The organism is Bradyrhizobium genosp. P, from assembly GCF_049949265.1.
GTDB lineage: Bacteria > Pseudomonadota > Alphaproteobacteria > Rhizobiales > Xanthobacteraceae > Bradyrhizobium.
In genome coordinates, this window is the sequence record NZ_CP188195.1 from 1,070,285 (window position 1) to 1,096,387 (window position 26,103).

Below are 26,103 nucleotides of genomic sequence, written 5' to 3' on the forward strand. Positions count from 1 at the left end.
AAGGATGCCTCGAGAGTTCGCGAAACCGGGCACTGCGCGGGCAGTAATATCCGCTGTTGCCAAGGCGCGAGGCCGCCTTCAGTTCCCGTCAAAATCCTCCAGCAGTAAAGCCAAATGGCTGGACCACGTCATAGGCGGCCTTTGTGATCGGTACGGCGTAGCTCGCTGTAAGCGAGCCGAATGGCGAGGCCCAGGTCAGCCCGACGCCGACGGACGAGCGGACGACATTCTTGTTGGCGACCTGGAGCGCCGTCCCGCCGACCGCGTTCGCGCCGCTGTAGCCAAAGACACTCCCGGCATCGACGAAGGCCGACGCCCTGAGGCCGTATTCGTTTGGCACGCCGGGTATTGCGCTTTGCAGCTCCGCCGTCGTCGCCCAATACATGCTGCCGCCGACATTGTCCATCGTGGTGCCGGGCGTGAGGTCGCGCGGGCCGAAACCATTGGTGGCAAATCCGCGGACCATGGTCGGGCCGCCGAAGAAACTGTTCATCAGCGGCACCTGCTGGCCACCCCAACCGGTGATGTAACCGCCTTGCGCGCGGACCATGCCGACGAGATCGCTGCCGAGCGACTGGTAGTAGCGCACGTCCTCGGTGGTCCGCAGGAATTTGACGTCGCCGCCGAGGCCGGCAAGATCCTGGCTGAGCTGCGACTTGACTCCACTGGTCGGATTCTTGGCGTCGTCGAGCGTGCTGTACGTTGCCGTGCTTCCGATCGACGAAACCCACGCCGGACCGTTCGCCGCGGCCTGTTGGATGGCCAATGAGGGTGGCGAGCCTGAGGAGGTCGCGCCAAGCGAAATGTCCTGATTGTAGAGCGAATAGCGCCACTGCACGCCAAGCTGCTCGGTGATCGGCGTACCGACCTGCAACGTGCCGCCGTAACTCGTGCTATTGTAGGACTGATAGCTGGTCACGTCGGTCTGCCGGCCGAAGAGTTCGATCCCAGCTGAAACTCTGGTACCAAGGAAATAGGGCTCTGAAGCCGTCAGGTCGATCCCGCGCGCATACTGCCCGTAGCTCACCGAGGCCTGGACATTGTTTCCGGTGCCATAGACATTACGATCGCCCGCCTTCACCTGGACAAGGGCGCCGTCAGTAGTCGAGTAACCGCCGGCAATGTTGAAATCGCCGGTCGACTCGTCGACGGCTTCAACATCGAGGACGACGCGATCCGGCGCGGAGCCCGGCCGGTTCGAGATCTTGACTGTCTTGAAATAGTTCAAGCCCTTTAATCGCCGCTCGGCACGATCGATCAGCGTCTTGTTATAAGGATCGCCTTCTGCGACATCGAATTCGCGCCGGATCACGTAATCACGGGTGCGGGCGTTGCCGTGTATTTCGATGCGCTCGACATAGGTGCGCGGTCCCTGATCGATCACGAATGCGACATCGACCCGTTGCGCAGCAGCATCGCGGGTGACGCGCGGCGTGGCTTGGGCAAAGGGGTAGCCCAGTTTCGCCAACTCGATTGCGATAACTTCGCTGCTCTTGTCGAGCGCGTTGCCGTCGAATACCGCGCCATTGTGTGCCAGCGGCAGCCCGCGAAGTCTTTCCGGATCAAGTCCCGGGACGTTGCAGACGACAGTGACGTCGCCGAAATGATAGCGTGGTCCTTCCTCGATGGCGAAGGTCACTGCAAATCCTTTGGCCGTGAGATCGTATACGGCTCTGGCCGATGGCACACTGGCGTCGGCATAGCCCCTGCTGCGATAGAAAAGCCGCAGTTGCTCCTGGTCCTGGGCTATGCGATCGGGATCATAGACGTCCGCGCCGGTCAGGAAGCTCAGCATGTTTGTGGCGGACGTCTTGATCACGGCATTGAGCTGCCGTTCGCCGAAAGCGTGGTTGCCCGTGAACTTGATCTGACGCACCGGCGTCTTGACGCCCTCGGTGATCCCATAGATGAGGTCGACCCGGCCGTTGCCGCGGTCGATGATCTCCGGCGTCACACGGACATCGTTACGTCCAACGTGCCGGTAGGCCTCCAGGATGTGGGCGCTATCCGCCTGGACTGTGGCGCGCTGCAGGCTGCCGCGCGGCTTGGATTCTATCGCTGTGGCAAGATCAGCATCGTTTACTTTTTTATTGCCTTCGAACGCGACTCGATCGAGCACGGGAGCTTCGGTCACGTGCACGACCAGCCGTGCGCCGGCGCGCTCAATCAGGACTCTCTCGAAAAGGCCTGTTGCGACCAGCGCCTTCAACGCTGCGTCGCGCGCGGCCTCGTCGAACCGCCCGTCGGGCGCGGCATGAAAATAGGAGCGAACGGTATCGGCTTCGACGCGGCGATTGCCCTCAACGGTGATTGAGCCTTGTAGCGACAACGCGGTTCCGGCCGCAGCCGCCGTCGCGACGATCACTCCGATCGCGGAGGCAACCGACCAGCCCGCCACACGCCGCTGAAGCGATCGCCAACGTTGCGTGATGCGTTTGATCTTCACGTCCCACCGGCCTCCCGCCGACTGGCCGCGATCGAATTGCTCGCGCAGGGCAAAACGATGTCTTGCGCGAGGTCAGTTGCTGGCCGGATTCGCGCTGAACGCCACAATTTCGACGGCTCACCTTAATGTAGGCGCTCTCAGAATTGTCGTAATGGTCACCCCATGCTTGGGGACCGAGACGCTCGCGCTGCGCGGGTCGCATGCGCCAACGCTCGCCAGGAGCATCACATGCGTTTTGCAGCTCTCATCGCCGCCTCGCTCATGCTGATTGAGCCGGCGCTTGCGGAGAAGACGACAGACATCGATCCTCGCGCTTCGCTCGCTGTGGTCCAGCAATGGATCTACAACTACCGCGCCAAACCCGACTACGCCCACATTCCAGCGGCCGTGCGCGTGCTCTTCCATTCGCAAAGCTTCAAGGAGCCGGAGAACTCCGGCATTTATCTCGGGTTCATCGCGGGCGCGATCGGCTCCGATCCGGCAAAGGCCGAACAGCTCATCGCAAGTTTCTTTCCCATCCCGCCAGAAGATGAGTGGGTCATCGTCCGCGCTATTGCCTATTCGGGACTGCCGGACTGGCGAAACATATTGCGCCGGCTTGAGCCGCGGATACCCGAGCGCAGGGTGATGATCGACAGCTACCTCTCCGGTAAACTGCCGATTTTGACCGCTATCCCGCTGGAAGAGCCAAAGCCCGGCATGCTCGACAAGCTGCGGGGCACCTTCGCGCGAAATCCCTTCTCCAAGGACGAGAGGAAATCGAACACCACGCTGACGTTTGCCGGCAATCAGGACCTCCTGGACACCTTGTGGGGATATTATTTCGCGACCGGGTCTCACGTACCGGTTCAGCGCATCATCCAGATGCTGCCCTGGAGCAAGAGCCGCGACACCGTTGACAAGCTGACGGTCGGAAGCCTGGCGCGCTATACGCTGGCAAGCTACGCGATCCGTGACGCCAGCTTGCGCGACTATCTGCGCAGCGAACTAACTACGCAACCGGCACCGATCAGGGGCCCCCTCGCCGAGGTGGTCGAGGCCGCCGATACCGTGGAAATAGGGGCGTTGCGCAAGGATGCCTTGGCTGCTGTCGACGAGCTCAAGATCAAGGGCTCGGACAGCCGGCGTAACCTGGACTTCTGGGGGCAGCTTGGCGTGGGCGCGGTGGCGTTGGGCTGCGTTTCGGCGGCGGCGCTGGGGCAGATTGCGGTTGGGATCCCCTGCGTGATCGGCGGCTCGGCCTCGCAAGGCTTGTTGCAGTTCTGGGAGAAGCAGCAATGATCGCTAAGACGCGATCACTCAACGTCTCCTTACGCACGGTGATCCTCGATAGCTCGTACCTCACGAAGCCGTCCTCTCGCTCACCGTCTTACGGGCGTTTCGCCCTCAGAATCTCTTGCCCCTGCCGCCGTATGGCTTCTGAACAGTGGTTGCGCTCTTCATTTTGTCCTGCCTGACCCGGCAGTCGCCGCTCTAGCCAGACCGCAACTGGTAAATGTCTTCCCCGTTTCACCTGCGGCAACTCCGAAACGGCGCAGTCGCTTCTGCTGAAACTGGAGACCGGATTGGCGTCAGAGAGATGCTGTGACAATCCGATTCAAGACGTTGGACGAGCTGAACGCCTGGTTGCTCGATAAATGTATCGCCTACGCTAAGGCCCAGTCCAACGCCGGTTGACATTCTGCATCTTGCCTAAGCGGAAACAAAACCCCGACTAGCGGCAAGCCGGTGTTCGTCTGGGCATATCCCGGTCGCGGAAAATTCAACGCAGCCGTGCCGATCAGTCCAATGAACTCCCGCCGCCTCATGTCGGCCCCTAAATTTATTTGAGGCAATGCTAACAGCGGATTTGGAGCGCGGTAAGTGCCGAGGTGAGCGCGAACAAGACCGTCCTACCATGACTGCGAGGGTAAAATCACGAGCTTCGGGGTCGGCTTTGGGGTCAGAAGCCGAACTCACCGTAGCAACCGCTTTTGTCGCGGGAGCAGACATGAGCCACAGTATTTGGCGACCCGTTGAAGAAGCCGCAGCTCAGAGCACGTTGATGCGGTCGAGCGCCAGAAACCCCATCAATGCAACGGCTATGACCATCGTCAAAAGCGAGATCGGGCGCCGCACCGGTCAGTGCGGTTTTCTACCCGCTGTTTGACGTTGCCTTCATCATCAATACCTTCCTCTTCGCCCGTTGACGTCCTCGGCAGCGGACTATTCACTCCGCAGGAAGCGTGGTGGTATCGCCGTGAGCAGCATGCCCTTTCCCGAGCGTCGAAACCCAGATTCGAAGACGATCGAGGTAGAGATAGACCACCGGTGTCGTGTACAGGGTCAGCAGCTGCGACACGAGCAGACCACCCACGATGGTGTATCCGAGCGGCTGACGAAGCTCCGCGCCGACACCGGTCCCGATCATCAGGGGCACGGCGCCCAGCAGTGCTGCCATCGTGGTCATGAGGATCGGGCGAAAGCGCAGCACGCAGGCCTTGTAGATGGCGTCTTCCGGCGACAAGTGCTGATGGCGTTCGGCCTCGAGCGCGAAATCGATCAGCATGATCGCATTTTTCTTGACGATGCCGATAAGCAGGATGATTCCGACCAAAGCGATCACGCTCAGATCGAAGCGAAATGCCATCAGGATCAGTAGCGCGCCAATGCCGGCGGACGGCAGCGTCGAAAGGATCGTGATGGGGTGAACGATGCTCTCGTACAGCACGCTCAGGATGATGTAGATGACGATGAGCGCCGCGGCGATCAGCATCGGCGTACTCGACAGCGATGACTGGAATGCCTGTGCGTTGCCCTGGAAGCTGGTGCTCAGGGAGAGCGGCTTGTTCAGTTGCCGCTCTGCCTGCTGGATAGCAGCCACCGCATTGCCGATCGACGCTCCGGGCAGCAGATTGAAAGAAATCGTGGTCGAGGGGAATTGGCCCTGGTGGTTGATCACGATTGGCGCGACTTTCTCGACGGCCTTGACCAGGGTGTTCAGGGGCACCTGCTGCCCGCTCGACGAGGTAACGTAGATATCGCTCAAGGCGCCGGGCCCGAACTGGAACTCCGGGGAGACTTCAAGCACCACGTGATACTGGTTCTGCTGGGTGAGTATGGTCGAGACGATGCGCTGACCGAACGCGTCGGAGAGCGTATTGTCGATGGTCGCGGGCAGGATTCCGTGGCTCGAAGCAATGTCGCGATTGATGGTGATATCGAGCAGAGGGCCCGCGTTCTGCTGGTCGCTGGCGACGTCGGAAATGCCGGAAATGCTCTTCAGCTTGTCGAGGAAGATCGACGACCAGTAGTTGAGTTCGCCGGGGTCTGCGTCGACAAGCGTATATTGATACTGCGTTCTCGAAAGCCGCCCGCCAATGGTGATGTCCTGCGCCGCCTGCATATAAAGCGTAATCCCCTGAATCCGGGCGAGCTTTGACCGCAGCCGATTGATGACGTCGTCCGCACTGGCGGCACGCTCGCCTTTCGGCTTCAGCGTGATGAATATCCGGCCGTTGTTCAGTGTAGCCGTCGGGCCGCCAGGCCCGATATACGAGCCGACCGAGGCGATCGCAGGATCCTGTAGCACCGTATCGACCACCGCCTGCTGACGCTCGGACATCGCCTGGAAGGAAATATCCTGGGAGGCCTCGGTAATGCCGAAGATGAATCCGGTGTCCTGTTGCGGGAAGAACCCCTTCGGAATGATGACGTAAAGGTATCCCGTCAGGGCAATCGTGGCCAGCAGGGTCATCAGCGTGATGAATTGGTGACGCATCACGATCTTCAGTCCGCGCTCGTAAAGCGCGAGCAGCCCATCGAATCCGCGTTCGAGTATCCGATAGAGGAAGCCGTGCTCACGGCTCTCGGGTTTGAGCAGGCGCGAACACATCATCGGCGTGAGCGTCAGTGAAATCACGAGCGACAGCACCAGCGATACGCTGACGGTGATCGCGAATTCCCGGAACAGCAGTCCGACATAGCCGCCCATCAGGAACAGCGGGATGAACACGGCGATCAATGACAGCGTGATCGACACAATGGTGAAGCCGATCTCGCCTGCGCCGGTGAGGGCCGCCTGCATCGGCGAGAGGCCATCCTCGAGATGGCGGACGATATTCTCGATGACCACGACCGCGTCGTCCACCACGAAACCGACAGCGATCGTCAACGCCATCAGCGACAAATTGTCGAGGCTATAACCGAGTTCGTAGAGCACAGCGAAAGTACCGATCAGCGAGAGGGGTACGGTCACGGCTGGAATGATCGTGGCCCAGAAATTGCGCAGGAACACAAAGATCACCATGACCACCAGCGCGACCGTCAACACCAGCGTGAATTGCACGTCGCGGATCGAGGCGCGGATGGTCTGGGTACGATCCGACTGGATCGAAACCTTGATGTCGGAGGGAATCGACGCCTGCAGTTGGGGCAACATTGCCTTCACGCGATCGACGGTCGCGATGACGTTGGCGCCCGGCTGGCGCTGGATGGCGAGTATGACAGCCGGCTGGCGGTTGTACCACCCGGCGAGCAGATCGTTCTCGGGCGCGCTGATTGCCTTGCCGATGTCGCTCACCCGCACCGCCGAGCCATTGCGATAGGCGACGATCAAGGAGTTATAGGCATCCGGAGTTGGCAGCTGATCGTTGGTATTGATCGTATAGGTCTTGCGCGGGCTGTTGAGGGTGCCCTTTGGCATATCGACATTGGCCTGGCTAACAACGTTGCGCACGTCTTCAAGGCCGATCCCGCGCGCGGCGAGCGCCTGCGGATTGACCTGTATCCGTATCGCTGGCTTTTGCTGGCCGCCGATGCCGACGAGACCCACCCCGGAAATCTGTGAGATTTTCTGCAGCAGGATGTTCTCGGCGTAGGCATCGACCGTGGTCATCGGCAGCGTATTGGACGTCAGGGCGAGGAGAAGGACTGGTGTGTCTGCTGGATTGACCTTGCGGATGGTTGGCGGAAAGATCATGGCAGGCGGCAACTGCCCGCTGGCGGCATTGATCGCGGCCAACGCATCCGTCGCAGCTCCCTCGATGTCGCGATTGAGGTCGAGTTGCAACGTGATCGCAGTGGTCCCAAGCGCGCTCGAGGAGGTCATCTGGATGAGGCCAGGAATTTGGCCGAACTGCTCCTCGAGCGGCGTTGCGACCGAAGACGCAATGGTCTGGGGATCGGCGCCCGGCAGTTGGGCTGTTACCGAGAGGGTCGGATAATTCACGTTCGGCAGCGCCGCGACCGGCAGCAGCGGGTAGGCTGCAAGGCCGAGCAGCAACAAGCCGACCATCAGCATTGAGGTCGCGATCGGCCGCATGATGAATGGCGCGGAAATGCTCATGGGATGGCAATCTGCTGGGCACTCTGCGCGGCGGCCTCGGCTGCTGCCTTGCCGTGCAGGATGGTGACATGGCTGCCGGGTTGCAGCTTGTATTGCCCGTCGACGACAACCTGTTCGTTCGCGGCAAGCCCGCTATCGATCAGCGCCTGACCGTTGCTGGTTTGCCCAACCGTAATCGTTCGCGCTTCAACGGTGCTGTCGGGCTTGATCACGTAGGCATAAAAACCCTGCTGGCCCTGCTGAACAGCTCCGGCCGGAACCGTCAATCCATTCTGCCGCGTATCGAGCAGCAGCCGCGCATTGACCAGTTCCCCCGGCCACAGCCGATGCGCGGTGTTTAGAAATTCGGCCTTGAGCTGGACCGCGCCGGTTGTCTGCAGAATCTCGTTATTGATCAGATCGACCTTGCCGATATCAAGCTGGACCTTGTCGTCCTGGCTGTAGGCAAGAACCTTCAGCGGAGTTTGGCTGGCCGCCATCTGTTGCTGGATTTGCGGCAGATCAGTTTCGGGGAGCGTGAAGATCAGCGAGATCGGTTCGATCTGGGTCACGACAACCAGACCATTGGGGTCGCTCGGGTGAATGATGTTACCGACGTCGACCTGCCGCACGCCGGTGATGCCCGAGATCGGCGACGTCAATCGGGTATATCCAAGCTGGACCTGGGCCTGTTCGATCAGTGCGTTATCGGATTTGACGGCGTTTTGCAGTTGCGCCACCTGTGCCTTCTGGGTGTCGAGGAGCTGCGCCGTCGCATCTCCTTTGCTCGCCAGTTGCACGTAGCGACCGAGGTTGGCAAGCGCGTTTGTCAGCTGTGCCTGATCGCGATCGCGCGTGGCGGTCACTTGGTCCAGCTGCGACTGAAAGGGACGCGGATCGATCTGGGCCAGCAGATCGCCAGCTTGAACCACGTGGCCTTCGGTGAAAGCGATCTGCGTCAGCTGGCCCTGGATCTGGCTGCGCACGATATCGGTGTTGTAGGCGATGACGGTGCCGATACCGCGCAGGTAGATCGGCACGTCCTGGGTGCTGACGGTTCCGGCGACGACCGGCATCGAAGGTGGCGGCGCTTGCTGCGGTCGCGGTGAGGCTTTGTGCGTAACGGCAAACGCGCCGCCGCCTGCGATCACGATGCCAACGATGGCAGCAACGGGCGTTCGCAAATGCATGATGTGGGTCCTGTGAACGTGGTGTCAGCAGCCACTGGAGGACATCGATGATCCTGCCATGGTCGACGCTCCCGTAGTCGGACATGGCACGGGACCGGTCGGCGCGACGGTCGACTGGTTCTGCGTAGGATCCGGCGATGGACTAATGCCGCCCGTTCCGAGCTCGGTCGATCCCATCGAAATTCCGACGCGGCCAACGGTGCTCCGCGAGCCGAGGGTTGGAGACGAAGCCGACGAGGTTGGACTGGACGATGCGGTCGCAGCGCTCGTGCACGTACCCGACGCGGTTCCGGCGATCCCAGTGCCGTCGAACAGCGGGGTCGGCGCCGAGGTTCCGGAAATAGCCCCCGTCGACGAAGATTCTCCCGGGAGCGAACCGGCGGTTCCGCCTGTCGAATTGCCCATGCCGGAGGTTGCCGTCTGCATTGCTCCCATGGTGCTGGAACACGCAGAGGGCGCCGTCATCGCGCTTAAGCCAGACGAATTTGCCGTCATCGGACTAACGCCCGGCGTCGCAAGCTCGGTGGCCCCAAGTGGAACGCCGGTCACGCCGACCGGCGCCGCTCCACCGATTCCGAGCGGCGAAGTCATACCCAGCGGCGGGGTGACGGCCCCCATGCCGACCTGTGCGAATGCGGCGCCAATGTCACACATTGACGAGACGGCCGCAGCGATCAAAATTCCCTTCGCAGCCCTTTGTGCATTACAGTTCTTCATTCTGATCTCTCTTTCTCTGGCATTGTTCCGAGGAACTCGGCGTGAAATCGATCGGTTGGGCTCACCGGACCCAGACCGCGATGATGACATCGACATTGCTGCGGATCGCATTCGAGTACGGGCAGATCGCATGAGCACCCTCGACGAGCCGTTCAGCGGTCTGTTGGTCGATGCCGGCAATGGTTACGCCAAGCGCGGCGGCCACGACGAAGCCTCCTGTGCCATTTCGACCAAGGTCGATCCTGGCGACGACGTCGATATCGTCATCGGCAAAGCGGTGGCCGCCATCCCGGCTCACATGAAGGAGTGCGTTCTCGAAGCAGGCCGCATACCCGCCGGCGAAGAGTTGTTCGGGATTGGTCGCATTGCCGCTTCCGCCAAGGGCCCGGGGCAGCGCGAGCTTGAGGTCGAGCAGACCGTCTTCGCTGCGGATCGAACCGTGACGGCCTCCGCTCGCCGTGACTTTTGTGGAATATAGACTGGCCATGACACATATGCCTTCTTCGCTGGGAGTCGCTGATTTGGGACCGGTCGTCCGGACTTCGCCGCACGTCATCAGCGAACGGCCCGTGGACGTGGACGCACACCTGCCAAGTGGGCGGGCTGTCCGGCGGCTTCCAGGATCAACCGGGTGATTTCGTCGGGATGAGAGATCATCGAGAGATGGCTCGCCTTTACTTCGATGGTCTTGGCGCCCATGCGCTTGGCCATGAAGCGCTCGAGATCGGGATTGATCGTCCGGTCTTCCGTTGAAACGGCATAGAAACTCGGCTTCGACCGCCAGGCCGCATGCGTCGTCTTGCCCGTGAGCAGAGCCTTCTGGAACGGCTCCTGGACCGCATAGAGGATCTTCGCCTTCGCTTCCGGCAGGTCGCCCGCGAAATCGCGCAAGAACGCGGCCTCGCTGAGACGTCCTTCATCGCCGTCGAAGACAATCCCGGCGGACGCCGGTGGCGCAGGAAATGCCTTGGCCAATGCCGTGTAATCCTCGCCCGCATCCGGCGCCCGCGCCGCCACATAGACAAGAGCCGACACGTTCGGATGCTGACCTGCCTCTGTCACGATCATTCCGGAGAAGGAATGCCCAACCAGCACCGTCGGACCATCCTGCCGCGCCAGCACGCGCTCGGCCGAGGCTACCGCGTCAGGCAGCGTTGTCAGAGGATTTTGCACGGACGTGGCATTGAGCCCCGCTGCCTGCAATCGTGCGATCACTTCGGACCAGGATGACCCGTCCGCGAACAGCCCGTGCACCAGGACGACGTTTCGGGCCCTCGGCGCGGGCTGCGCAGCGGAGGCGTTGCCCTGGATGAGAGTGCTTGCCGCCCCCGCAGCCACCATGCTTACGAATGCGCGTCGATTGATTGGATGTCTCTGCCGAAGATCGTCTTGGCTGTTCATGGAAGTTCTCCTTTGCGTAAAGTTGGAGTTGGCTACTGGAAGAGTTTGAGTTGGCTACATGGAAAGTTTGAGTTCGTGAGAGTCGATTGCAGATCCTCCTATTGCCCTTGGCTTTCTGGCTACCTGAGTTCGGCACCGAATATGTTCGGCGGCCAACAACGTCTCGACGTTGCCTGTGAGTTCATCGCGAGTTGATGTGGTCTCACGTGACTACTAACGCCCGGCGGGCGTTATGCTGGCATTGGCGTCCTTTGCGACCTGCCGCGCATTCAGATGGTGTTTCTGTGCCATGACGGGAGTTGCCAGCATGGCTGCAGCAATCATCCCAGCCGACGGAAGTTTAAGCTTAGTCATTTAGTTTCTCCTTAGCGAAGCGATGCGCTTCAATGCGTCCTTCGGGCGAAATGCCGCTTTCGCAACCGGCTCACGCGGCTGTGATTCAAATTTCTGAGGCGAGAACCTACTTTGTAAGCCTGAGGCAGCGAGAGCCGAATAGATGATCGTGGAAGAGCGCGAGCAGCGCTGGGCAGAGGCCATGCACGCCGAGCGGCGCGGCGAAGGCCTCGCATATGAGCGCATGCTCAAAGAAATCGCGACTGCCCTGCGTCGCTCGCTTGCGCCGCGTCTCGCTCGCGTGGGTCTCGGCGCACATGAGGCTGAAGATTTGGTACAGGAGATACTCATCGGCCTGCACGGCAAGCGGCATACCTGGGATCCGACACGCCCGTTCCTGCGTTGGTTGTACGCGATCGCTCGCTACAAGCTCATTGACTTCACGCGCCACCGCCGACATGAGACGCGGCGGCGCGTCGATCTGCCTCTTGAGGATTGGCTCAATATCGTTGAGTCGCCGGCCGACGAGGCCAATCACTCAACGTGGGAGGTGGATCGGCATCTTGCGGTGTTGCCCGTCAGCCAACGCAAGATCGTCCGCGCGATCGCGATCGAAGGCGTATCCGTCCGCAATGTCGCCCTGGGCCTTGCGACCAGCGAGGGCGCGGTCCGGGTGACGCTGCACCGCGCGATCAGGCGTCTTCTGGGCGCTGCAGATCCTGCTCCGACGATCGAACCGCCCTCCAAGGAACGCGCATGACAAGCACCGATGATCTCATCCGCTCCCTTGCGAGCAGGGCCGGCACGCGGCGGAGCGCTTCCCTTCAGGCCGCCTTCGCAGTGACCGGTGCCGCGTCGCTTGCCTGCGCGCTCCTTCTTGTCTTTTCGGTGATCGGCATCCGTCAAGACTTCGCCGATATGGCGGTCCGCATGCCGTTCGCGTTCAAGCTTGCTTACACGGGCGTCCTGGTGGTCGGGTCGTCCGTCGTGGCGCTCTACGCCGCGACGCCCGGCGCATCGGCGACTGCGCTATACGCTTTATCGCCAGCGGTCATTTTACTAACTTTGGGCGTCATATTCGATCCGACCGCTTTTCCGATCATGGGAAGAACCAACACTGCCGTTGCCTTCTGCATGGGCCACATTCTTTTTCTTTCGCTGCCGGCCATGATCCTGATCTTCGTCGTCGTCATGCGGAAAGGCGCGTCGACGCGGCCTCTCTTCGCGGGAGCAGTCATTGGAATGCTTTCCGCATCTCTCGGCGCCATGGCATATACGCTCGCCTGCAAGAATGACGGCACGGCTTTCGTCGCGATCTGGTACGGAGTGGCCTGCGCCATCATGGCGGCCATCGGCGCTATCGTGGGACGCCGCGTCCTGCGCTGGTGAGATGGAGGCGTTGAGTCGTCAGGAATCTTCGCCGGTCGGCGCGATGGCAACGTAACGTCCGTCGGACGCTGCATAGGCGTGCCGCCCGGTACCGGATTTGAAGACGAATACCAGCTCATGCTGGGAGCGGGAGAGCGATCCCATCCAACGATTGTTTTTTATCCACACCGCAATATTTTTTAGCTCGGAGTAGACGTCTTCACCAGCCGCAAGCAATTCTGCAGCGTGCCGCCAATCCATACAAACATAATGGATCGCCCCATCGATGCTATGCTTCGCGAGCAGTCCGCAACTACTGGTCAAAAAGCGAGTAAACTCGTCTCGCTTGAACTCGCCAGAACCCTGGGCGAACTCGCGATGTCGGATCTTTCCCTTTCCAGAAACATGGTCCTCAATCCGAACATTCTACGGCGGATCGACGAAAACCACTTGTGCGAGCTCTTCTTTCATCAAGATCTCGAAAGAGGCCTCGGAGGTCGCGTCCATCCCTAGTTTTTTTGCTGCAAGCACCCGGCCGTGCCCAATAGTGCCCTGAAACAACTGCACAAATCGACAAGGTGGTGGGGTCCCGATCGGCGCCGATCGGGACCCCGCCCTGAACGAAATTTCTTCCGCTATATTAGGGGCTTGAAGCGGATCGGCGGGGGGGCCCACTTCGGTGCTGATTTACAACGGGCAAGGGTAAGGCCGTCGTGTGTTTCGTTTCCTCTAGGACGATGCTCGATTGCGTTTCGCCGACTCCTTCGATGGCGACGAGGCGGTCGCGTATAAAGTGTCTGTAAGTCTCCACATCCGCCACGCGCACGTGGATCAGGTAATCATAGTTGCCGGCGAGTAGGTAACAGCCCATCACCTCCGGCAACTTCCTGACCGCCGCTTCGAACGCGTCGAACGTTTTTGCCGCCTGCGTGTTCAGTCGCACATTCACGAAGACCCTCAGCCCAATGCCCAGCTGCTCCGGATCGAGCAGGGTCACGTAGCGATCAATCACGCCTTCGTCTTCCATTCGCTTCACCCGGCGCGCGCATGGCGTGGCGGAGAGCCCCACGCGCTCCGCCAGTTCCTGCGTGGTAACGCGTGCGTTCTCCTGCAGCACACGAAGGATTTTCAAATCGAACTCATCGAGCGGTATCATGGAATCACCAAATATCTTGAAGTTATTGGTTATAGTCACCGCAAATTCTGGCTTCAAGACGAAAAATAGCCAATTATCACTCCCATCTTGGCGTTAACATTTGCCAGCTCTCGACCTTCGGGAGGATCGCTAGATGACGTCAACGAGGACAGAAATGGACGGTATACGGACAAGATTCAACGGTTCGGACAGCGCCGTGACGGGTGTGGTCCCCATGCCATCCGCTCCCATGAATGGGGCCCAGAGCTTGGCGCATACGCTCGTCGACAGCGGCGTGGATGTCTGTTTCGGCAACCCGGGTACCTCGGAGATGCACTTCGTGAGCGCCCTCGATCGGGTGCCTGGCATGCGTTCGATTCTCGGACTTTTCGAGGGCGTCGTTACCGGCGCGGCCGACGGATATGCCCGCATGACGGGCAAGCCAGCGGCAACTCTGCTTCACCTGGGGCCGGGTCTGGCGAACGGGCTCGCTAACCTGCACAACGCCCGCAAGGCAGGAACGCCCGTCGTCAACATCATCGGGAACCATGCGACGATCCACCAGTGCTTCGATGCGCCGCTGACCTCGGACGTCGCCGCCTTCGCGCATACCGTGTCACACTGGGTCCATGAGTCGCGTAGCGCTCGGGACGTCGCGGCTGATGCGGCCCGGACAGTGCAGGCAGCGCGCGTCGCCCCAGGCCAAATCGCCAGTCTGATCCTGCCGGCGGACACCGCCTGGAACGACGCCGAGCGCTCCTATCCGGCGCTGCCCGTGAACGGCCCCGCCCAGGTTGGCGATCTGGCGGTCAAACAGGCCGTTGCCGCGCTCCGTACCGGCGGCAAGGTTGCTTTCTTGTTGCGTGGGGAAGCCCTGCGCGGCCATGGCCTTGCGGCCGCCGGGCGGATCGCAGCCGCCACAGGAGCCCGGCTCATCTGCGACACCTTCGCGCCCCGGATCGCGCGCGGCGCAGGGCGTGCGATCGTAGAACGGATGCCTTATCGGCCGAAGCCGGCGATCGAGTTCCTGACCGGAACCGAGACGTTGATTTTGGTTGGCACGCAGGCACCGGTCGCCTTCTTCGCCTATCCTGGCCTGCCAAGCGAGTTTACGCCTCCGGGATGCACGCTGCTCGTGTTGGCACAGCCGCATGAGGACGGTCCGGGCGCGCTCGAAGCACTCGCCGACGCGATCGGCGCCAGGAAGGCCGCCACTGTCGCGCGGTTGCACCCCCCCGATATGCCGACGGACGGCGCCCCGCTGAGCAATGAGGCGGTGCTCAGGATTGTGGGGCAATTGATGCCGGAAAACGCGATCATCGTCGATGAGAGCCTGACGGCTGTCTTCCCATACTACGATCTGCTCGATACTGCGGCTCCCTGCGACTATCTGCAACTCACCGGTGGCTCAATTGGTGATGGCATCCCGCTGGCGACCGGTGCCGCGGTCGCCTGTCCGGACCGGAAGGTGGTCACTCTGCAGGGTGACGGAAGTGCTATGTACACGCTACAGGCGCTGTGGACGCAGGCACGCGAGAAGCTTGACGTCACCACGATTATCTATGCGAACGGCTCCTACGCGATATTGCGCCAGGAATTGGAAAAGGTGGGCGCGGCCGAGGGGGACAAGGCCTTCGCGATGCTTGACCTGCACAACCCGACGCTGGACTGGGTCCACCTCGCCCAGGGCATGGGCGTGGAAGCCGTGCGCGTTGACACTTGCCGTGGGTTTGAGGCGGCGGTCCGTTCCGCGATGAAGGCGCGCGGCCCACGCCTCATCGAGGCCCTCGTCTAACATCAGGCAAAATCATCAACAGCGATATTCTGCGTCATGGCGTGATCTCCTCCGGCTCCCGAACTGCCGGGTTGCTTGCAGTTGCAATTTCAGCGCGCTCCGCAGAGCCGTCAGGACGTTTCGCAGCTCCGCCCCGTTGGCTTCTAGTGTGAAAGGACAAGTAGCCGTGACCCTCGTGCAGAGCGTTCGCCCAACGGTGACCATCGCCGGCTTTCCCCTCTCCGCCTGGGCTTTTGCGCTGCGGATCTGGGCGGCCATGATGGTAGGGCTGTACGCGGCGTTCTGGCTGCAGCTCGATAGCGCCTCGACCGCTGCGGTCACCGTCGGCGTTCTCGCTCTGCAGACGCGGGGGCAGGCCTACCAAAAGGCCGCCTACCGGGTCCTCGCCACTATCATTGGGGTTGTCGCGTCGTTTGTGATCGCTGGGTTGTTCCCGCAGACGCGCGAGCTGTTCATGGTCGGCTTCGCGGGCTGGCTCGGGCTCTGCGTCTATGTCGGTGGACTTTTGGACGGCAACAGGGCCTACAGCGCCGTGCTGTCCGGTTATACGGTTGCTCTGGTCGCTGTGACCGAGATCGACTCGCCGCAGAACATTTTCTTGGCCGGCGTCAACCGCGGCGCGGCGATCGTAGTAGGAATTGCCGCGCTCGCCCTGGTCAGCGACGTGTTTGCCGCCCCGAATGTCCACACGGGCCTTTCCGGCAAGCTTACGGCAGCCCATCGGCGCGTGCATGTCTTCGCGCTCGCCATCCTCGGCGGTGAGTGTGCGGACCCGATCCGGTCGGCGAATCTGCTGCGCGAGATCACCGCCCTTCATCCCGACATCACTTCGCTCGCCTCCGAATCGAGCGGCGGATGGGCGCGAGGCGCGGCAGCCCGGAGCGCCGCCGTCGCATTGGTCGCCGAGGTCAGCGCCGCGCGCGCAATGGCGTCGCTCCCTGCCACGACGTTGCCATATCTTCGCAAAGCGCTTGGCAAGGCCCTCGCCGATGGCCTCGGGGAGGAGAGCCGTGCGTTGCAGCTTTGCCTGCAGGCGCACACGGATGTTACCTGCGCCGATCCGCACGACGCGCTTTTCGCCCGCCATGCTCGCGGCTTACTAATCGCGAATCGGCGGGCGCAGGACGCCATCGAAGACCTGGAGGCGGGCCGCGATCCTGCGCGCCGTATCCTTACCCCCATCTACCGCTCGCGTCGGGCGGCAGTGCGAGACGGTCTGCGTGCGTTTCTGGTGGTGCTGATCTCCGCCACCCTGTTTTCCCTCGGCGGCTGGCCGTTCGCGTCGCAGGCCGTCTCCCTGGTTGGGGTGTTCATAGCTTTGAGCGCGAACACCCAGAACCCGCGAGCCTTCGCGGCCAGCGCTGTTATCGCGATGCCGATCGCCGCGCTGCTTGCGGGCGTGACGGAGTTCGTGATCCTCGACGGCGTCGACCAGTTTCCCCTTCTGGCGATCGGCATGGCGCCAGGCGTCCTCGCCGCCGCCTTGCTGGTCACGATCCCGAACCCGGGACTGGCTGGGATCGCGTCCCTGGTGCTCGTCTTCTTCCCCACGATGCTCGCCCCAACGAACCCGCAAAGCTATAACCCCGATACCTATCTGTTCTTCAGCTTCATGGCGATCACGTCCGCCATCCTGGTGTTTGTCCTTCTGCGGATTGTCCTGCCGACATCCGACGCGCTACGGCGGCGCTGGTGCCTGGCATCGGCACGAGCGGAGATGCGCGACCTCCTGGCCGGCGGCCGGTCCCGACGCCTGGATGACGAGGCCCTGTTCCGCGACGCGGATCGCATCGGGCAACTGGCCGCACTGCAGCCCACCGACGACGATGAACGCCGTGACGACCTGTGTCAGGCTCTCGACATCTTCGGACGCGCGGCGGCTGTGCGACGGGTCAGGACAGCGCTCGCCGAACTGTCCGCTCGCACGGGCGGGCGCCTGGTTGGGGACGGATATTCCGCCCTGGTCGCCTGTGACCCCTCTGGCCTGCGCCGCGCCGCCGCCGATCTCGCGGCTACGGCGACCCAGCTCGATCATGATGGTCAGGCAAAAGCTCGCGCGGCCAGCCTGGATCTGATCTGGGCCGCCTTACTGATCGACACCAGTCCTTTCGGCCTCGATCCACACCGGAGGACCAGCTCATGATGCACAGCTTCCCCGAATTGACGATCGGCGGGGTGCTCGTCGCTCCTTTCGTGATTTACGCGGGCGCCGCGATCGCGATCTTCGCTGTGCTGCGTCCTTTCCTTCGCCTCGTCGCCTTTGGTCGCGCCTTCAGCAGCCCGCCGGTCGCGGAACTGAGCCTCTACGTTCTGATCCTCGCGCTGCTAATCGTGCTGTTCTAGGAGGTGTCCTTGCAATCGCCGAGCTCCATCCCACACGACCGAACGACGTCCGACGTCGCCGAGCTTGGTCGGGGGCCGGCCGAGCGCTCCGTGCTTTACGTCGGCACCCCCGTGCCGAGCGAGGAGGGTGGAGCTGCTTTGGAAGGGCCTACGCCGATCGCCGATCCAAGTGAGCGTCCACCGAAAGGGCCGGCGCCCGGTCGTCCAGGTCGTACGGCTCGTTTTGCTCGGGAAATGCTCAAGACGGCGGCGACGCTGCTCATCCTCGCCCTCGCGGTGCTCGCCGCGCTGGTCATCTGGGACTTCTATGTCACCGCGCCCTGGACACGAGACGGCAGCGTCCGCGTGCAGGTCGCGAGCATCGCGCCCGAGGTGTCGGGGCAGATCACGGAAGTCCGGGTTGTCGACAACCAGTTCGTCCATCAAGGCGACGTGCTTTACGTCATCGATCCCTTCGACTTTCAGGTGGCGCTCGACACAGCCAAGGCGCAGCTGCAGCAGAAAGCCGCCGATCTGCAGGTCAAGAGGCAGCAGGCGGAGCGTCAGCTGCACTTGGACGACCTCGCCACGACAGCGGAGCAGCAGCAGCTGTTTGTCGGCAACGCCACGCAGGCGCAGGCCGCCTTCGACGCCGCCCAGCAGCAGCTCGCCCAGGCCGACATCAACCTCAAGCGGACGCGGGTGCGCAGTCCCGTGAACGGCTATCTCACCAATCTTCTGATGCGGGTGGGCGACTTTGCTCACGTGGGTACGACGAACATCTCGGTGATCGATGCCGACAGTTACTGGATCGACGGCTATTTCGATGAAACCAAGCTGGCCCATGTCTGCGTCGGCGACCGCGCCGAGGCGATGTTGATGGGCTACCGCGAGCCGATCGTGGGGCGGGTCCAGACCGTGACCCGCGGCATCAGCGTCTCGAACGCCGCGTCGGGCACCCAGGGCCTGCCGAACGTCGATCCGGTCTTCACCTGGGTACGACTAGCGCAACGCGTGCCGGTCCGCATCCGCATCACCGATGTCCCGGCCGGCGTCCCGCTCGTTTCGGGTATGACCGCGACCGTGACGATCCGCGACGCCGAGGCGCGGGAAAGCGGTGGCTGGCGCCAGCGCTTCGCCAGCCTTGCGAATCGCCTCGGTGACATCATTCGCGGGTCGAAGCCGTCACCCGGCTGCATTCCACGGATCGGAGGCGAGAGTGGCGCGACAGTAGCCCTTCCCACACCCAAACCCGCTACACCTCTCAATCCCGAAGAACTCAACCCTGGCCTCGCCCCCGGCATGAACAAGCCACCCGCGGCGCAGTGAGCCGCGATGCCTTGCAGAATGCTCACGCTCCAATCACCCCGATTGGGGGACCAGCCGTGACCAAACGTCCTAGTGCGGTATCGAGTGGGATACTTGTGCACCAGGATTATCGTGCTGTGTTGCTTCGGCGCGAACTCTCCACTTCAGATGGCCACCAAGCTATTGGCGCTCACCGACGATTTTTCTCCGGATTGCTTACTTGCTCGAATGAGCCGGCGCTGGAGCTTTTATCGGAGCGCGCATACAGCGCTGTAAAATAAAGAAAAACCGGCGTACCCGACACTTCAAACGTGTGACCTTTGCCTTCGGAGCGCAACGGTCAGGCGCGCAGACGATCTCTTAGTCACGGTGTGCTACGGAAGGCATAGATAAATCTACTCCTCATTCACGCCTTAGCCGTCCAGCGACCCAATGAAAGTAATCCGCTGGGCCTCTGTTGCGACATCGTCAAACCAGTGTTCGCTGGAGCGACATGGCCGGCTCCAGCTCGACCAGGCTGATCGAGAGCTGATGCTCGGCGTCAGCGCAGCCACCATTGATCGCCTGCTGGTCGAGCGAAAACTGCCGCGGCCGGCGGTAAGCGGGGGCGCCAGGCATATTGGCAAGACGGCGCGAAAAATTCTATTCCGCCGTTGATACTCCGAAGTCTTCGAATGTTCGTTGATGCACGCTGCCATACGCGCCGGCCCTCGGATGTTCGCATTGACGTTGGACGTCACTTAGTCGACTCTGGCTTTGCTGAGTTTTAGCGCGAATAGGAGGGTTCGTGAGATACCGTCCACGAAAAGTGAATGAGAGAGAGCAGCCACAACTTGCTCCATGCACCGCGAAATCCGGAAATCCGCATACGATTCCATTTGCTCAGCGGTTCACCTGTACGATCGACGAAGCCTACGAGGCAACCGGCCTAGGGCGCACAAAGCTCTACGAGCTGATAGGCGCTGGCCAACTCGTCACTACAACGGTCGGACGCAGGCGTTTGGTGCTAGTGCGATCCCTTCTCGCACTTCTGGACGCGCGGCTACGTCGACGTGACCAACTGCCACTTCTGAGTGTTCTTCAAGCGCTTATTGTGACAATGCGACCGTTGTCTTCACGATCCGTCCGCCCACCAGCTCATCATTCGTACGCGTTCTTGCCAAAATTTGGCGGCGTGGATGTAGGCGCCACTGATTTCATTGCCTCCTGATGCGCATGCTGATGTTCGATCGCATCCGCGTGCCGTTTGCCGCCTTCATTTAGGAGCGTTGACGCGGTGGATCGCAGCCCGTGAACGGGCAATTCGGTCTTATCGATATCCGAGACGACGCGGGGGTGCGTTGAGAGTGTGGTGACGATGTTAGGGTTGCCCTGACGGAAGCTGATACTTTGATCCGCCAGTGAGGTCTTGCAGCTCGCCGAGGACGGCAAGCGTTTGAGGCGCCGACAGTCAGCCCGTGCGGTCCCCTGGCCTGCGTTTTCGAGGGGCACGACCCTGTAGGAAGGGCCGGTGTTCTGGCAGTGCGGCCCAGCACAGAGGTGGGGCGGAACGACAGCGTCTTCCAAAATGCTCGAAAAAAAAGCAGGGCGCGACCGGCATCACCACGGTCGCGCCCTACGTCACCGGTCAATGGGGCAGGGGGAATAACCGGCTGCCGTGATGACTCGGAGCCCCCGGGACTCGTTCCAGGCGAGTGAAAATATTTTCGTACACGGTTAAGTGATGGTGGGGCTCGCGAACCCCTGGGTTCCACTCGCGTTGTGTTCCTGATCGCCAAGGGAATTTTCACGGGGCGAGGGACATCCAAACATGTCACAGATTCAAAAGGGAATTCTCGGCGTCCTCGCGGTCGGCCTGACGATCAGCGTCGTCCAGTTCGCATTCGGCCACGATCTGATCGGCAGCAAGGTCACCACGTCGGCCATGCCTGAGTCTGCCGTGCCTGAAACTGTCGTCAATCGCGCCGGCAAGACCGATCGCGCCGAGGTTCCGGCGCTCGGCCAGAAGAGCCGGACCATTGCACTGAAGTTCGACGGGCTTGCCGATACGTCAGTGCTGGTTCGCATTCCCTCGGCGAGGGAGGAGGCACGCAGCCGCCCGGCTGGTCCCGGCCTGTCGAAGCCCGGCGAGGGCCGCAAGGTTGCCTGTGAGCCCGTGGTCAGCGTGTTGACCGACGTCGCCAAGCTGCTGCAGCCCGGCCGTTGCATCACCTGAGCTTCGGATCGCAAGCCGCCCCTGGCACTGATTTGCCCGACGGGGGCAAGCCCCCGTGACAAAAACATTTCCGTTTATCGGAATTGCAACTTAGTGTATGAATCCGCCTGTCCCACCCGATTGAGGGGCGAGCGCACGTCACGAACGCGCGGTGGGATGCGGTGGACGCCGATTGCGCAAAGAGCACGTATAAGCCGTAACCCATCGCGCAGGGAAAGCCGGAGTTCCCGGTTACACCTGTGGTCCTACCCCCGTGCTTTTTGTTGCACCGGGCCCATGGGTGCGATCGGCACCCGGCTTTCCCTGCGCCCTCTACCAAGAGAGAGGGCAAACGAAATGCAAAGCTCGTGCAAATCATGTCGCGAGAACGCGGAGCTGAATCCCCCTTCACATCTGTCATCGCCCGGCTTGACCGGGCGACCCAGTATTCCAGAGACAGTCGTGATTGAGCTGATGTGTCAGCTATGTCTTCGAACACCCGTCAGTGATCTGTCCCGGCTAAACATCAAGCCGGGCGATGACATCATCTTGGTGGAGGCCGTAGTGATGCTATCGGATCAGCGCGACCTTGGAACGCTACGGCTCCTCCGCGGCCTCGCTGCTCGCTGCGCTGCGGCTGGCCATCACACCGAGGGCGATGCCGCCGACGGCCAGGATCGGGATCAGGCGCTTGACCCCGATGGCGCGGACGATCTGCAGGCCGGTGGCGAGCAGCATGGGGTCGGCAAGCAGGCTAGTTGCTGCGGCCGATTTGGCGGTTTTCGCCGCCTCCGCGGCCCGTCGCCGCATCTGACGCTTGCGCACCATGTAGCTGATGGCTGCGATCAGCGCGACCACGAAGAAGATCGCGGCGCCGGCCAGGCACGCCGGCACCGGACCGAAGTTCTGCAGCACTGCCACGAAGGCGGCGGCGCACAGGAAGGCGGTGGTGATGAACAGCGCAATCGCGGCGGCGCCGGCGAGCGACGTCAGCCGCACCGCGCTCCCGGCCGATTCCTTGACGTCATCGATCAGCCGCTGAAGCATGGAGTTGCCTTGCCTTGAAGGGTTGCCTTGCCTTGAAAAGAGCGTGGACGAAATTCGCGGCAACAAACCAGCGCTGCCATCTCGCCCAAAAGGGTGGTTTGCGCGCGACTGCCATCACTGGCCTCATCGGCTGGGGAATATCGTCTGCTTACCGTCGCCAAGTAACGCCAATCAGAAAGCCGATGCCGATGGCGAGGCCGACGGTCGCGAGCGGCCGCTGCGTGATCACCTCTTCCAGCGTCTCCTCGATCGAGGAAGCCGCATCCTGCGCCGCGCCCATCATCGCGTTGCCGCGCTCCGACATGTCGTCGAAGGTGGATTCGGCGTTGGCGCGCGCGTCCTTGTAGCGGCGGCGGGCTTCCTTGCTCGCATTGCCCGCAAACGAATTGAGCGCGTCGGTGATCTGTTCGGTGAGGGCGGCGATATCGTTTTTCACGGCAGTGACATCCTTCTCGAGACGATCGTAGGTTGCTTTGTCCGTCATGGTCCTGCTCCCAAATGCGCTGTCCGTGCTCGACATCGAAAGCTCCCGGAAAACCTGCGTTTCGATGAGCAAACGTTCGGCCGCCGCCGAAGTTCCGTCGCGGAAACCCAAGGCAAACCTAGAGCTAACCGTCCGGCAACTGCGGCGAATTGACCGGCATCAAATGCTCTTTCACGATCAACCCCACGATCAGCAGCGGCGACGACAGGAAGGCGCCCATCGGGCCCCACAGCCAGGTCCAGAACGCCAGCGCGAGGAACACCGCGAGCGCGTTCAGCGACAGCCTGCGGCCGACGATCGTGGGCGTCACGAAATGTCCTTCGAGGAACGTCACGACCGCGAAACACGCCGGCGCGATCAGCCCGGCGCCGATGGTCGGAAAGGCGATGATGCCGACGGCGATCAGCACCGCGAACATCGCGACCGGGCCGATGATCGGGATGAAATTCAGCGTCGCGGCGAGCGCACCGAGGCCGGCCGGGTTCGGCATGCCTGTGATCGCGCAGATCACGCCGGTGATGACGCCGACACCGACATTGATCATGGTCACCATGAGCAAATAGTTGCCGAGATGCGTCTCGAGCTCGTTAAGGATGCGCAGCGCGCGCAGCCGGGCCGCACGCTCGCCGAAGGTCATCACCAGCGCGCGGCGCAGATCCTTCCAGCTCGCGATGAACAGGATCAGGGTCGCGATGAACAGCAGGAATTCGGCGAAGGTCGGCGACAGGAATTCCAGCGTCGGCTGTACCCATTCGAATTTCGGCAATTGGAAGGTCGCCAGCGTCCCGGGGCCTCCGACCATGGTCTGCAGTTCCTGCCACAGCGCGAGCGGCCGGTCGAACGCATGCATCTTGTCCCTCAGGATCGCGCCGAGTTCGGGCAGCCGGGAGCTCCACTCCATCAGCGGTGCGGAAATCAGCCCGACCATGAAGGCGACCGTGGCGCCGACCGCGGCCACCAGCAGGACCGCGCCGAGCGGGCGGGGAATCCGGTAGCGTTCGAGCAGGCTTGCGGCCGGCGACAGCATGGTGCCGACGATGAAGGCCATGGTGATCGGGAGGAACAGCGCCCGGGCCTGATAAAGCACTGCGACCACGACGATGACGAGGAGCGCGACCAGCGCGAAGGCCACCACCTCGGCGCGGCGGATCACCGGCGGCAGTTCGGCCTCGCTGTCGGGGACCGGTACACCTTGAGGGCCACCTTTGGACGCGTTGGGGAGCAGTCGTTCACCGGGAAGCACACGCACAAATATTCTCCCGCCGAGGCGCGGCCGAAGCCGCGCCGCCAAGTCGCCTCGCGTGTCGAACTGATGGGGTGCCAACGGCCAGTCCTGACGAAGGTTCCATCGCGGGATCGTGAGGTTGCGCGGGTTGACAATCGTGCCCTTGGGATGATTCGCGGCGGAACCGGCGGCCATGGGCGGCGTTGGCTCGGCATAGCATCACCACGATGCGTCACGCTTCAGGGGCAGTCCATGACACAGCAGTCTGCATCCAGCCGCCGGCTTCCTCCGTCGCGCGCCGCGCGCACTCTTCCTTCGCGCGCCGCTCGCACGCTTGCCATCGCCAGCGTTTTGCTCGTCGCGCCGTTCGTCGCCGCCAGCTCGGCCAGTGCGCAAAGCTACGGCCAGAACAGCTACGGACAGGGCACCTACGACAACAGCCAGGCGCTCGGCTATGCGCGGACCCAGCCCGGCGGGTTTCCGAACGACCAGGTGATGACCGATCCCGCCACCGAGGACGGCGCGCTGCCGGAGCGGCTGCGCCGTACCACGGTTGCGATCAACACCAACGAGGCGCCCGGTACCGTCATCATCGATACCGGCAACACTGCACTCTATTACGTACTCGGCGGCGGCCGGGCGATCCGCTACGGCGTCGGCGTCGGCCGCGAGGGTTTTACGTGGTCCGGCGTGCAGACCATCAGCAACAAGGCAGAGTGGCCGGATTGGCATCCGCCGGCCGAGATGATCAAGCGCCAGCCCTATCTGCCGCGCTTCATGGCGGGCGGCCCGGGCAACCCGCTCGGCGCGCGCGCCATGTATCTCGGCTCGAGCGAATATCGCATCCACGGCACCAACGATCCCACGACGATCGGCAAGTTCGTGTCGTCCGGCTGCATTCGCCTGACCAATGAAGACGTCAGCGACCTGTTCAGTCGCGTCAACGTCGGCACCAAGGTCGTGGTGCTGCCGAAGAACGCGCCGCACATCGCTGCCCGCGAGCTCGGCCCGACGACGACGCAGATCTCGGTCCGTCCGGGCTCGGCGCAGCCGCGTCCGGCGGTCATGACGACGTCCTCGCTGTACTGAGGATCGATCATGGCGAGGCGTCATACCAGGCGATGGGTGTTCGGGACGGTCGCGCTGCTCGGTCTCTCGCTGGCGCCCGCCGCCCAGGCCCAGGACTTCTTCTCGCAACTGTTCGGCGGCTTCATGCATGGCCGCCCGCCGGTAATCCGGATGCCGTTCGATGACGGCAGCGCGCCGGTCGTGCAGCGGGTCGAGCGCCAACGCTTTGGCGGCGGCCAGGCCTATTGCGTGCGGACCTGCGACGGCCGCTATTTCCCGCTCGCGGCAACCGGCAACCAGAGCAAGGCCGAGGCCTGCAACAGCTTCTGTCCCGCGAGTGCCACCGAGGTGGTCTATGGTGGCAGCATCGACAGCGCCGCGACCGAAAACGGAAAACCCTATTCCGAGCTGCCGAATGCGTTCCGCTATCGCGACCAGATCGTCGCCGGCTGCACCTGCAACGGCAAGGATCCAGTTGGGCTCGCGGCGGTCAAGATCGAGGACGATCCGACGTTGCGCAATGGCGACATCGTCGCCGCCAAGGACGGGCTGATGGTCGCCCGCCGCGTCGATCGCCGCGGCGCCGAGCTGAACTTCACACCGGTGCCGGAGCGCATCCGCGCCAAGTATGAGCGTGCGCCGATTGTGGCGCGCGAGTAGCGCCGCTGTCGCGCAGCCGATCTGTTTGGGTTCCATGGCATGGAACTGGCCACCCCTTGGCACGTTGATGAAGGGCGAACAGCACTTTCACCGATGCCATCAGGG

Annotated in this window: 22 protein-coding genes; 11 read left to right on the plus strand and 11 right to left on the minus strand. The window is 62.3% G+C overall.

Going from position 1 to position 26,103, the window contains the following annotated elements; genetic code table 11:
- Positions 1 to 88: 88 nt before the first annotated feature.
- The gene (gene bamA, locus ACP2YO_RS05190) at positions 89 to 2,446 is read right to left on the minus strand and encodes an outer membrane protein assembly factor BamA (protein ID WP_426439677.1); all 2,358 of its coding nucleotides are present in this window, start codon (positions 2,444 to 2,446) and stop codon (positions 89 to 91) included.
- Positions 2,447 to 2,674: 228 nt separating this feature from the next.
- Here bamA and ACP2YO_RS05195 point away from each other — a divergent pair, with 228 nt between their 5' ends.
- Positions 2,675 to 3,727 (plus strand): hypothetical protein, encoded by a 1,053-nt coding sequence (locus ACP2YO_RS05195; protein WP_426439679.1) that lies wholly within the window; start codon positions 2,675 to 2,677, stop codon positions 3,725 to 3,727.
- A gap of 928 nt (positions 3,728 to 4,655) precedes the next feature.
- On the opposite strand, the gene ACP2YO_RS05200 is transcribed toward ACP2YO_RS05195, so the two are convergent.
- The 5 genes from ACP2YO_RS05200 to ACP2YO_RS05220 form a co-directional block, all read right to left on the minus strand.
- Positions 4,656 to 7,772, minus strand: coding sequence for a multidrug efflux RND transporter permease subunit (locus ACP2YO_RS05200; protein WP_426439681.1), 3,117 nt, complete (start codon positions 7,770 to 7,772; stop codon positions 4,656 to 4,658).
- Positions 7,769 to 8,941, minus strand: a complete 1,173-nt coding sequence (locus ACP2YO_RS05205) for an efflux RND transporter periplasmic adaptor subunit (protein WP_426439683.1) — start codon at positions 8,939 to 8,941, stop codon at positions 7,769 to 7,771. The genes ACP2YO_RS05200 and ACP2YO_RS05205 overlap by 4 nt, the downstream gene beginning before the upstream one ends.
- 778 nt (positions 8,942 to 9,719) lie before the next feature.
- Positions 9,720 to 10,214, minus strand: a complete 495-nt coding sequence (locus ACP2YO_RS05210; protein ID WP_426439685.1) for an organic hydroperoxide resistance protein — start codon at positions 10,212 to 10,214, stop codon at positions 9,720 to 9,722.
- Complete coding sequence (locus ACP2YO_RS05215) at positions 10,214 to 11,059, minus strand: alpha/beta fold hydrolase (RefSeq protein ID WP_426439687.1); 846 nt, start codon at positions 11,057 to 11,059, stop codon at positions 10,214 to 10,216. Before ACP2YO_RS05215 ends, ACP2YO_RS05210 begins: the two co-directional genes overlap by 1 nt.
- 213 nt (positions 11,060 to 11,272) lie before the next feature.
- Positions 11,273 to 11,413: a hypothetical protein gene (locus ACP2YO_RS05220; RefSeq protein WP_426439689.1), complete on the minus strand. Its 141-nt coding sequence runs from the start codon at positions 11,411 to 11,413 to the stop codon at positions 11,273 to 11,275.
- A 142-nt stretch (positions 11,414 to 11,555) separates the two neighbouring features.
- On the opposite strand from ACP2YO_RS05220, the gene ACP2YO_RS05225 reads away from it, so the two are divergent.
- Positions 11,556 to 12,152, plus strand: a complete 597-nt coding sequence (locus ACP2YO_RS05225) for a sigma-70 family RNA polymerase sigma factor (RefSeq protein WP_426439691.1) — start codon at positions 11,556 to 11,558, stop codon at positions 12,150 to 12,152.
- Positions 12,153 to 12,232: 80 nt separating this feature from the next.
- On the plus strand, positions 12,233 to 12,781 hold the full coding sequence (locus ACP2YO_RS05230) for an NrsF family protein (RefSeq protein WP_426439693.1): 549 nt from the start codon (positions 12,233 to 12,235) through the stop codon (positions 12,779 to 12,781).
- 18 nt (positions 12,782 to 12,799) lie between these two features.
- Here the strand turns inward: ACP2YO_RS05230 and ACP2YO_RS05235 are convergent, their stop codons facing one another.
- Both ACP2YO_RS05235 and ACP2YO_RS05240 read right to left on the minus strand, forming a co-directional pair.
- A complete protein-coding gene (locus ACP2YO_RS05235) occupies positions 12,800 to 13,084 on the minus strand; it encodes a hypothetical protein (RefSeq protein ID WP_426439695.1) in 285 nt (94 codons plus the stop codon).
- A 316-nt stretch (positions 13,085 to 13,400) separates the two neighbouring features.
- Positions 13,401 to 13,973: an Lrp/AsnC family transcriptional regulator gene (locus ACP2YO_RS05240; RefSeq protein ID WP_426439697.1), complete on the minus strand. Its 573-nt coding sequence runs from the start codon at positions 13,971 to 13,973 to the stop codon at positions 13,401 to 13,403.
- Positions 13,974 to 14,145: 172 nt separating this feature from the next.
- Between ACP2YO_RS05240 and ACP2YO_RS05245 the strand changes: the two genes are divergently transcribed.
- The 6 genes from ACP2YO_RS05245 to ACP2YO_RS05270 all read left to right on the plus strand — a co-directional run bounded on the left by ACP2YO_RS05245 (position 14,146) and on the right by ACP2YO_RS05270 (position 21,535).
- Positions 14,146 to 15,690 (plus strand): acetolactate synthase large subunit, encoded by a 1,545-nt coding sequence (locus tag ACP2YO_RS05245; RefSeq protein ID WP_426443070.1) that lies wholly within the window; start codon positions 14,146 to 14,148, stop codon positions 15,688 to 15,690.
- Positions 15,691 to 15,856: 166 nt separating this feature from the next.
- A complete protein-coding gene (locus tag ACP2YO_RS05250; RefSeq protein ID WP_426439699.1) occupies positions 15,857 to 17,833 on the plus strand; it encodes an FUSC family protein in 1,977 nt (658 codons plus the stop codon).
- On the plus strand, positions 17,830 to 18,033 hold the full coding sequence (locus tag ACP2YO_RS05255) for a DUF1656 domain-containing protein (RefSeq protein WP_426439701.1): 204 nt from the start codon (positions 17,830 to 17,832) through the stop codon (positions 18,031 to 18,033). Before ACP2YO_RS05250 ends, ACP2YO_RS05255 begins: the two co-directional genes overlap by 4 nt.
- Before the next feature lie 9 nt (positions 18,034 to 18,042).
- On the plus strand, positions 18,043 to 19,341 hold the full coding sequence (locus tag ACP2YO_RS05260) for a biotin/lipoyl-binding protein (protein WP_426439703.1): 1,299 nt from the start codon (positions 18,043 to 18,045) through the stop codon (positions 19,339 to 19,341).
- A 510-nt stretch (positions 19,342 to 19,851) separates the two neighbouring features.
- Complete coding sequence (locus tag ACP2YO_RS05265; protein ID WP_426439705.1) at positions 19,852 to 19,977, plus strand: hypothetical protein; 126 nt, start codon at positions 19,852 to 19,854, stop codon at positions 19,975 to 19,977.
- A gap of 1,153 nt (positions 19,978 to 21,130) precedes the next feature.
- Positions 21,131 to 21,535, plus strand: coding sequence for a hypothetical protein (locus tag ACP2YO_RS05270; protein WP_426439707.1), 405 nt, complete (start codon positions 21,131 to 21,133; stop codon positions 21,533 to 21,535).
- Positions 21,536 to 22,111: 576 nt separating this feature from the next.
- On the opposite strand, the gene ACP2YO_RS05275 is transcribed toward ACP2YO_RS05270, so the two are convergent.
- The 3 genes from ACP2YO_RS05275 to ACP2YO_RS05285 all read right to left on the minus strand — a co-directional run bounded on the left by ACP2YO_RS05275 (position 22,112) and on the right by ACP2YO_RS05285 (position 24,294).
- Positions 22,112 to 22,561 carry a hypothetical protein gene (locus ACP2YO_RS05275; RefSeq protein WP_426439709.1) on the minus strand — a complete coding sequence of 150 codons (450 nt, stop codon included), beginning with the start codon at positions 22,559 to 22,561 and terminating at the stop codon, positions 22,112 to 22,114.
- Positions 22,562 to 22,709: 148 nt separating this feature from the next.
- Entirely contained in the window at positions 22,710 to 23,081 is a 372-nt protein-coding gene (locus tag ACP2YO_RS05280) for a DUF883 family protein (RefSeq protein ID WP_426439711.1), read from the minus strand.
- 88 nt (positions 23,082 to 23,169) lie between these two features.
- Positions 23,170 to 24,294, minus strand: a complete 1,125-nt coding sequence (locus tag ACP2YO_RS05285) for an AI-2E family transporter (RefSeq protein ID WP_426439713.1) — start codon at positions 24,292 to 24,294, stop codon at positions 23,170 to 23,172.
- 228 nt (positions 24,295 to 24,522) lie between these two features.
- Between ACP2YO_RS05285 and ACP2YO_RS05290 the strand changes: the two genes are divergently transcribed.
- Positions 24,523 to 25,359 carry a L,D-transpeptidase gene (locus tag ACP2YO_RS05290; RefSeq protein ID WP_426439715.1) on the plus strand — a complete coding sequence of 279 codons (837 nt, stop codon included), beginning with the start codon at positions 24,523 to 24,525 and terminating at the stop codon, positions 25,357 to 25,359.
- A 9-nt stretch (positions 25,360 to 25,368) separates the two neighbouring features.
- Entirely contained in the window at positions 25,369 to 25,998 is a 630-nt protein-coding gene (locus ACP2YO_RS05295) for a DUF2865 domain-containing protein (RefSeq protein WP_426439717.1), read from the plus strand.
- The last annotated feature ends 105 nt before the right edge of the window (positions 25,999 to 26,103 follow it).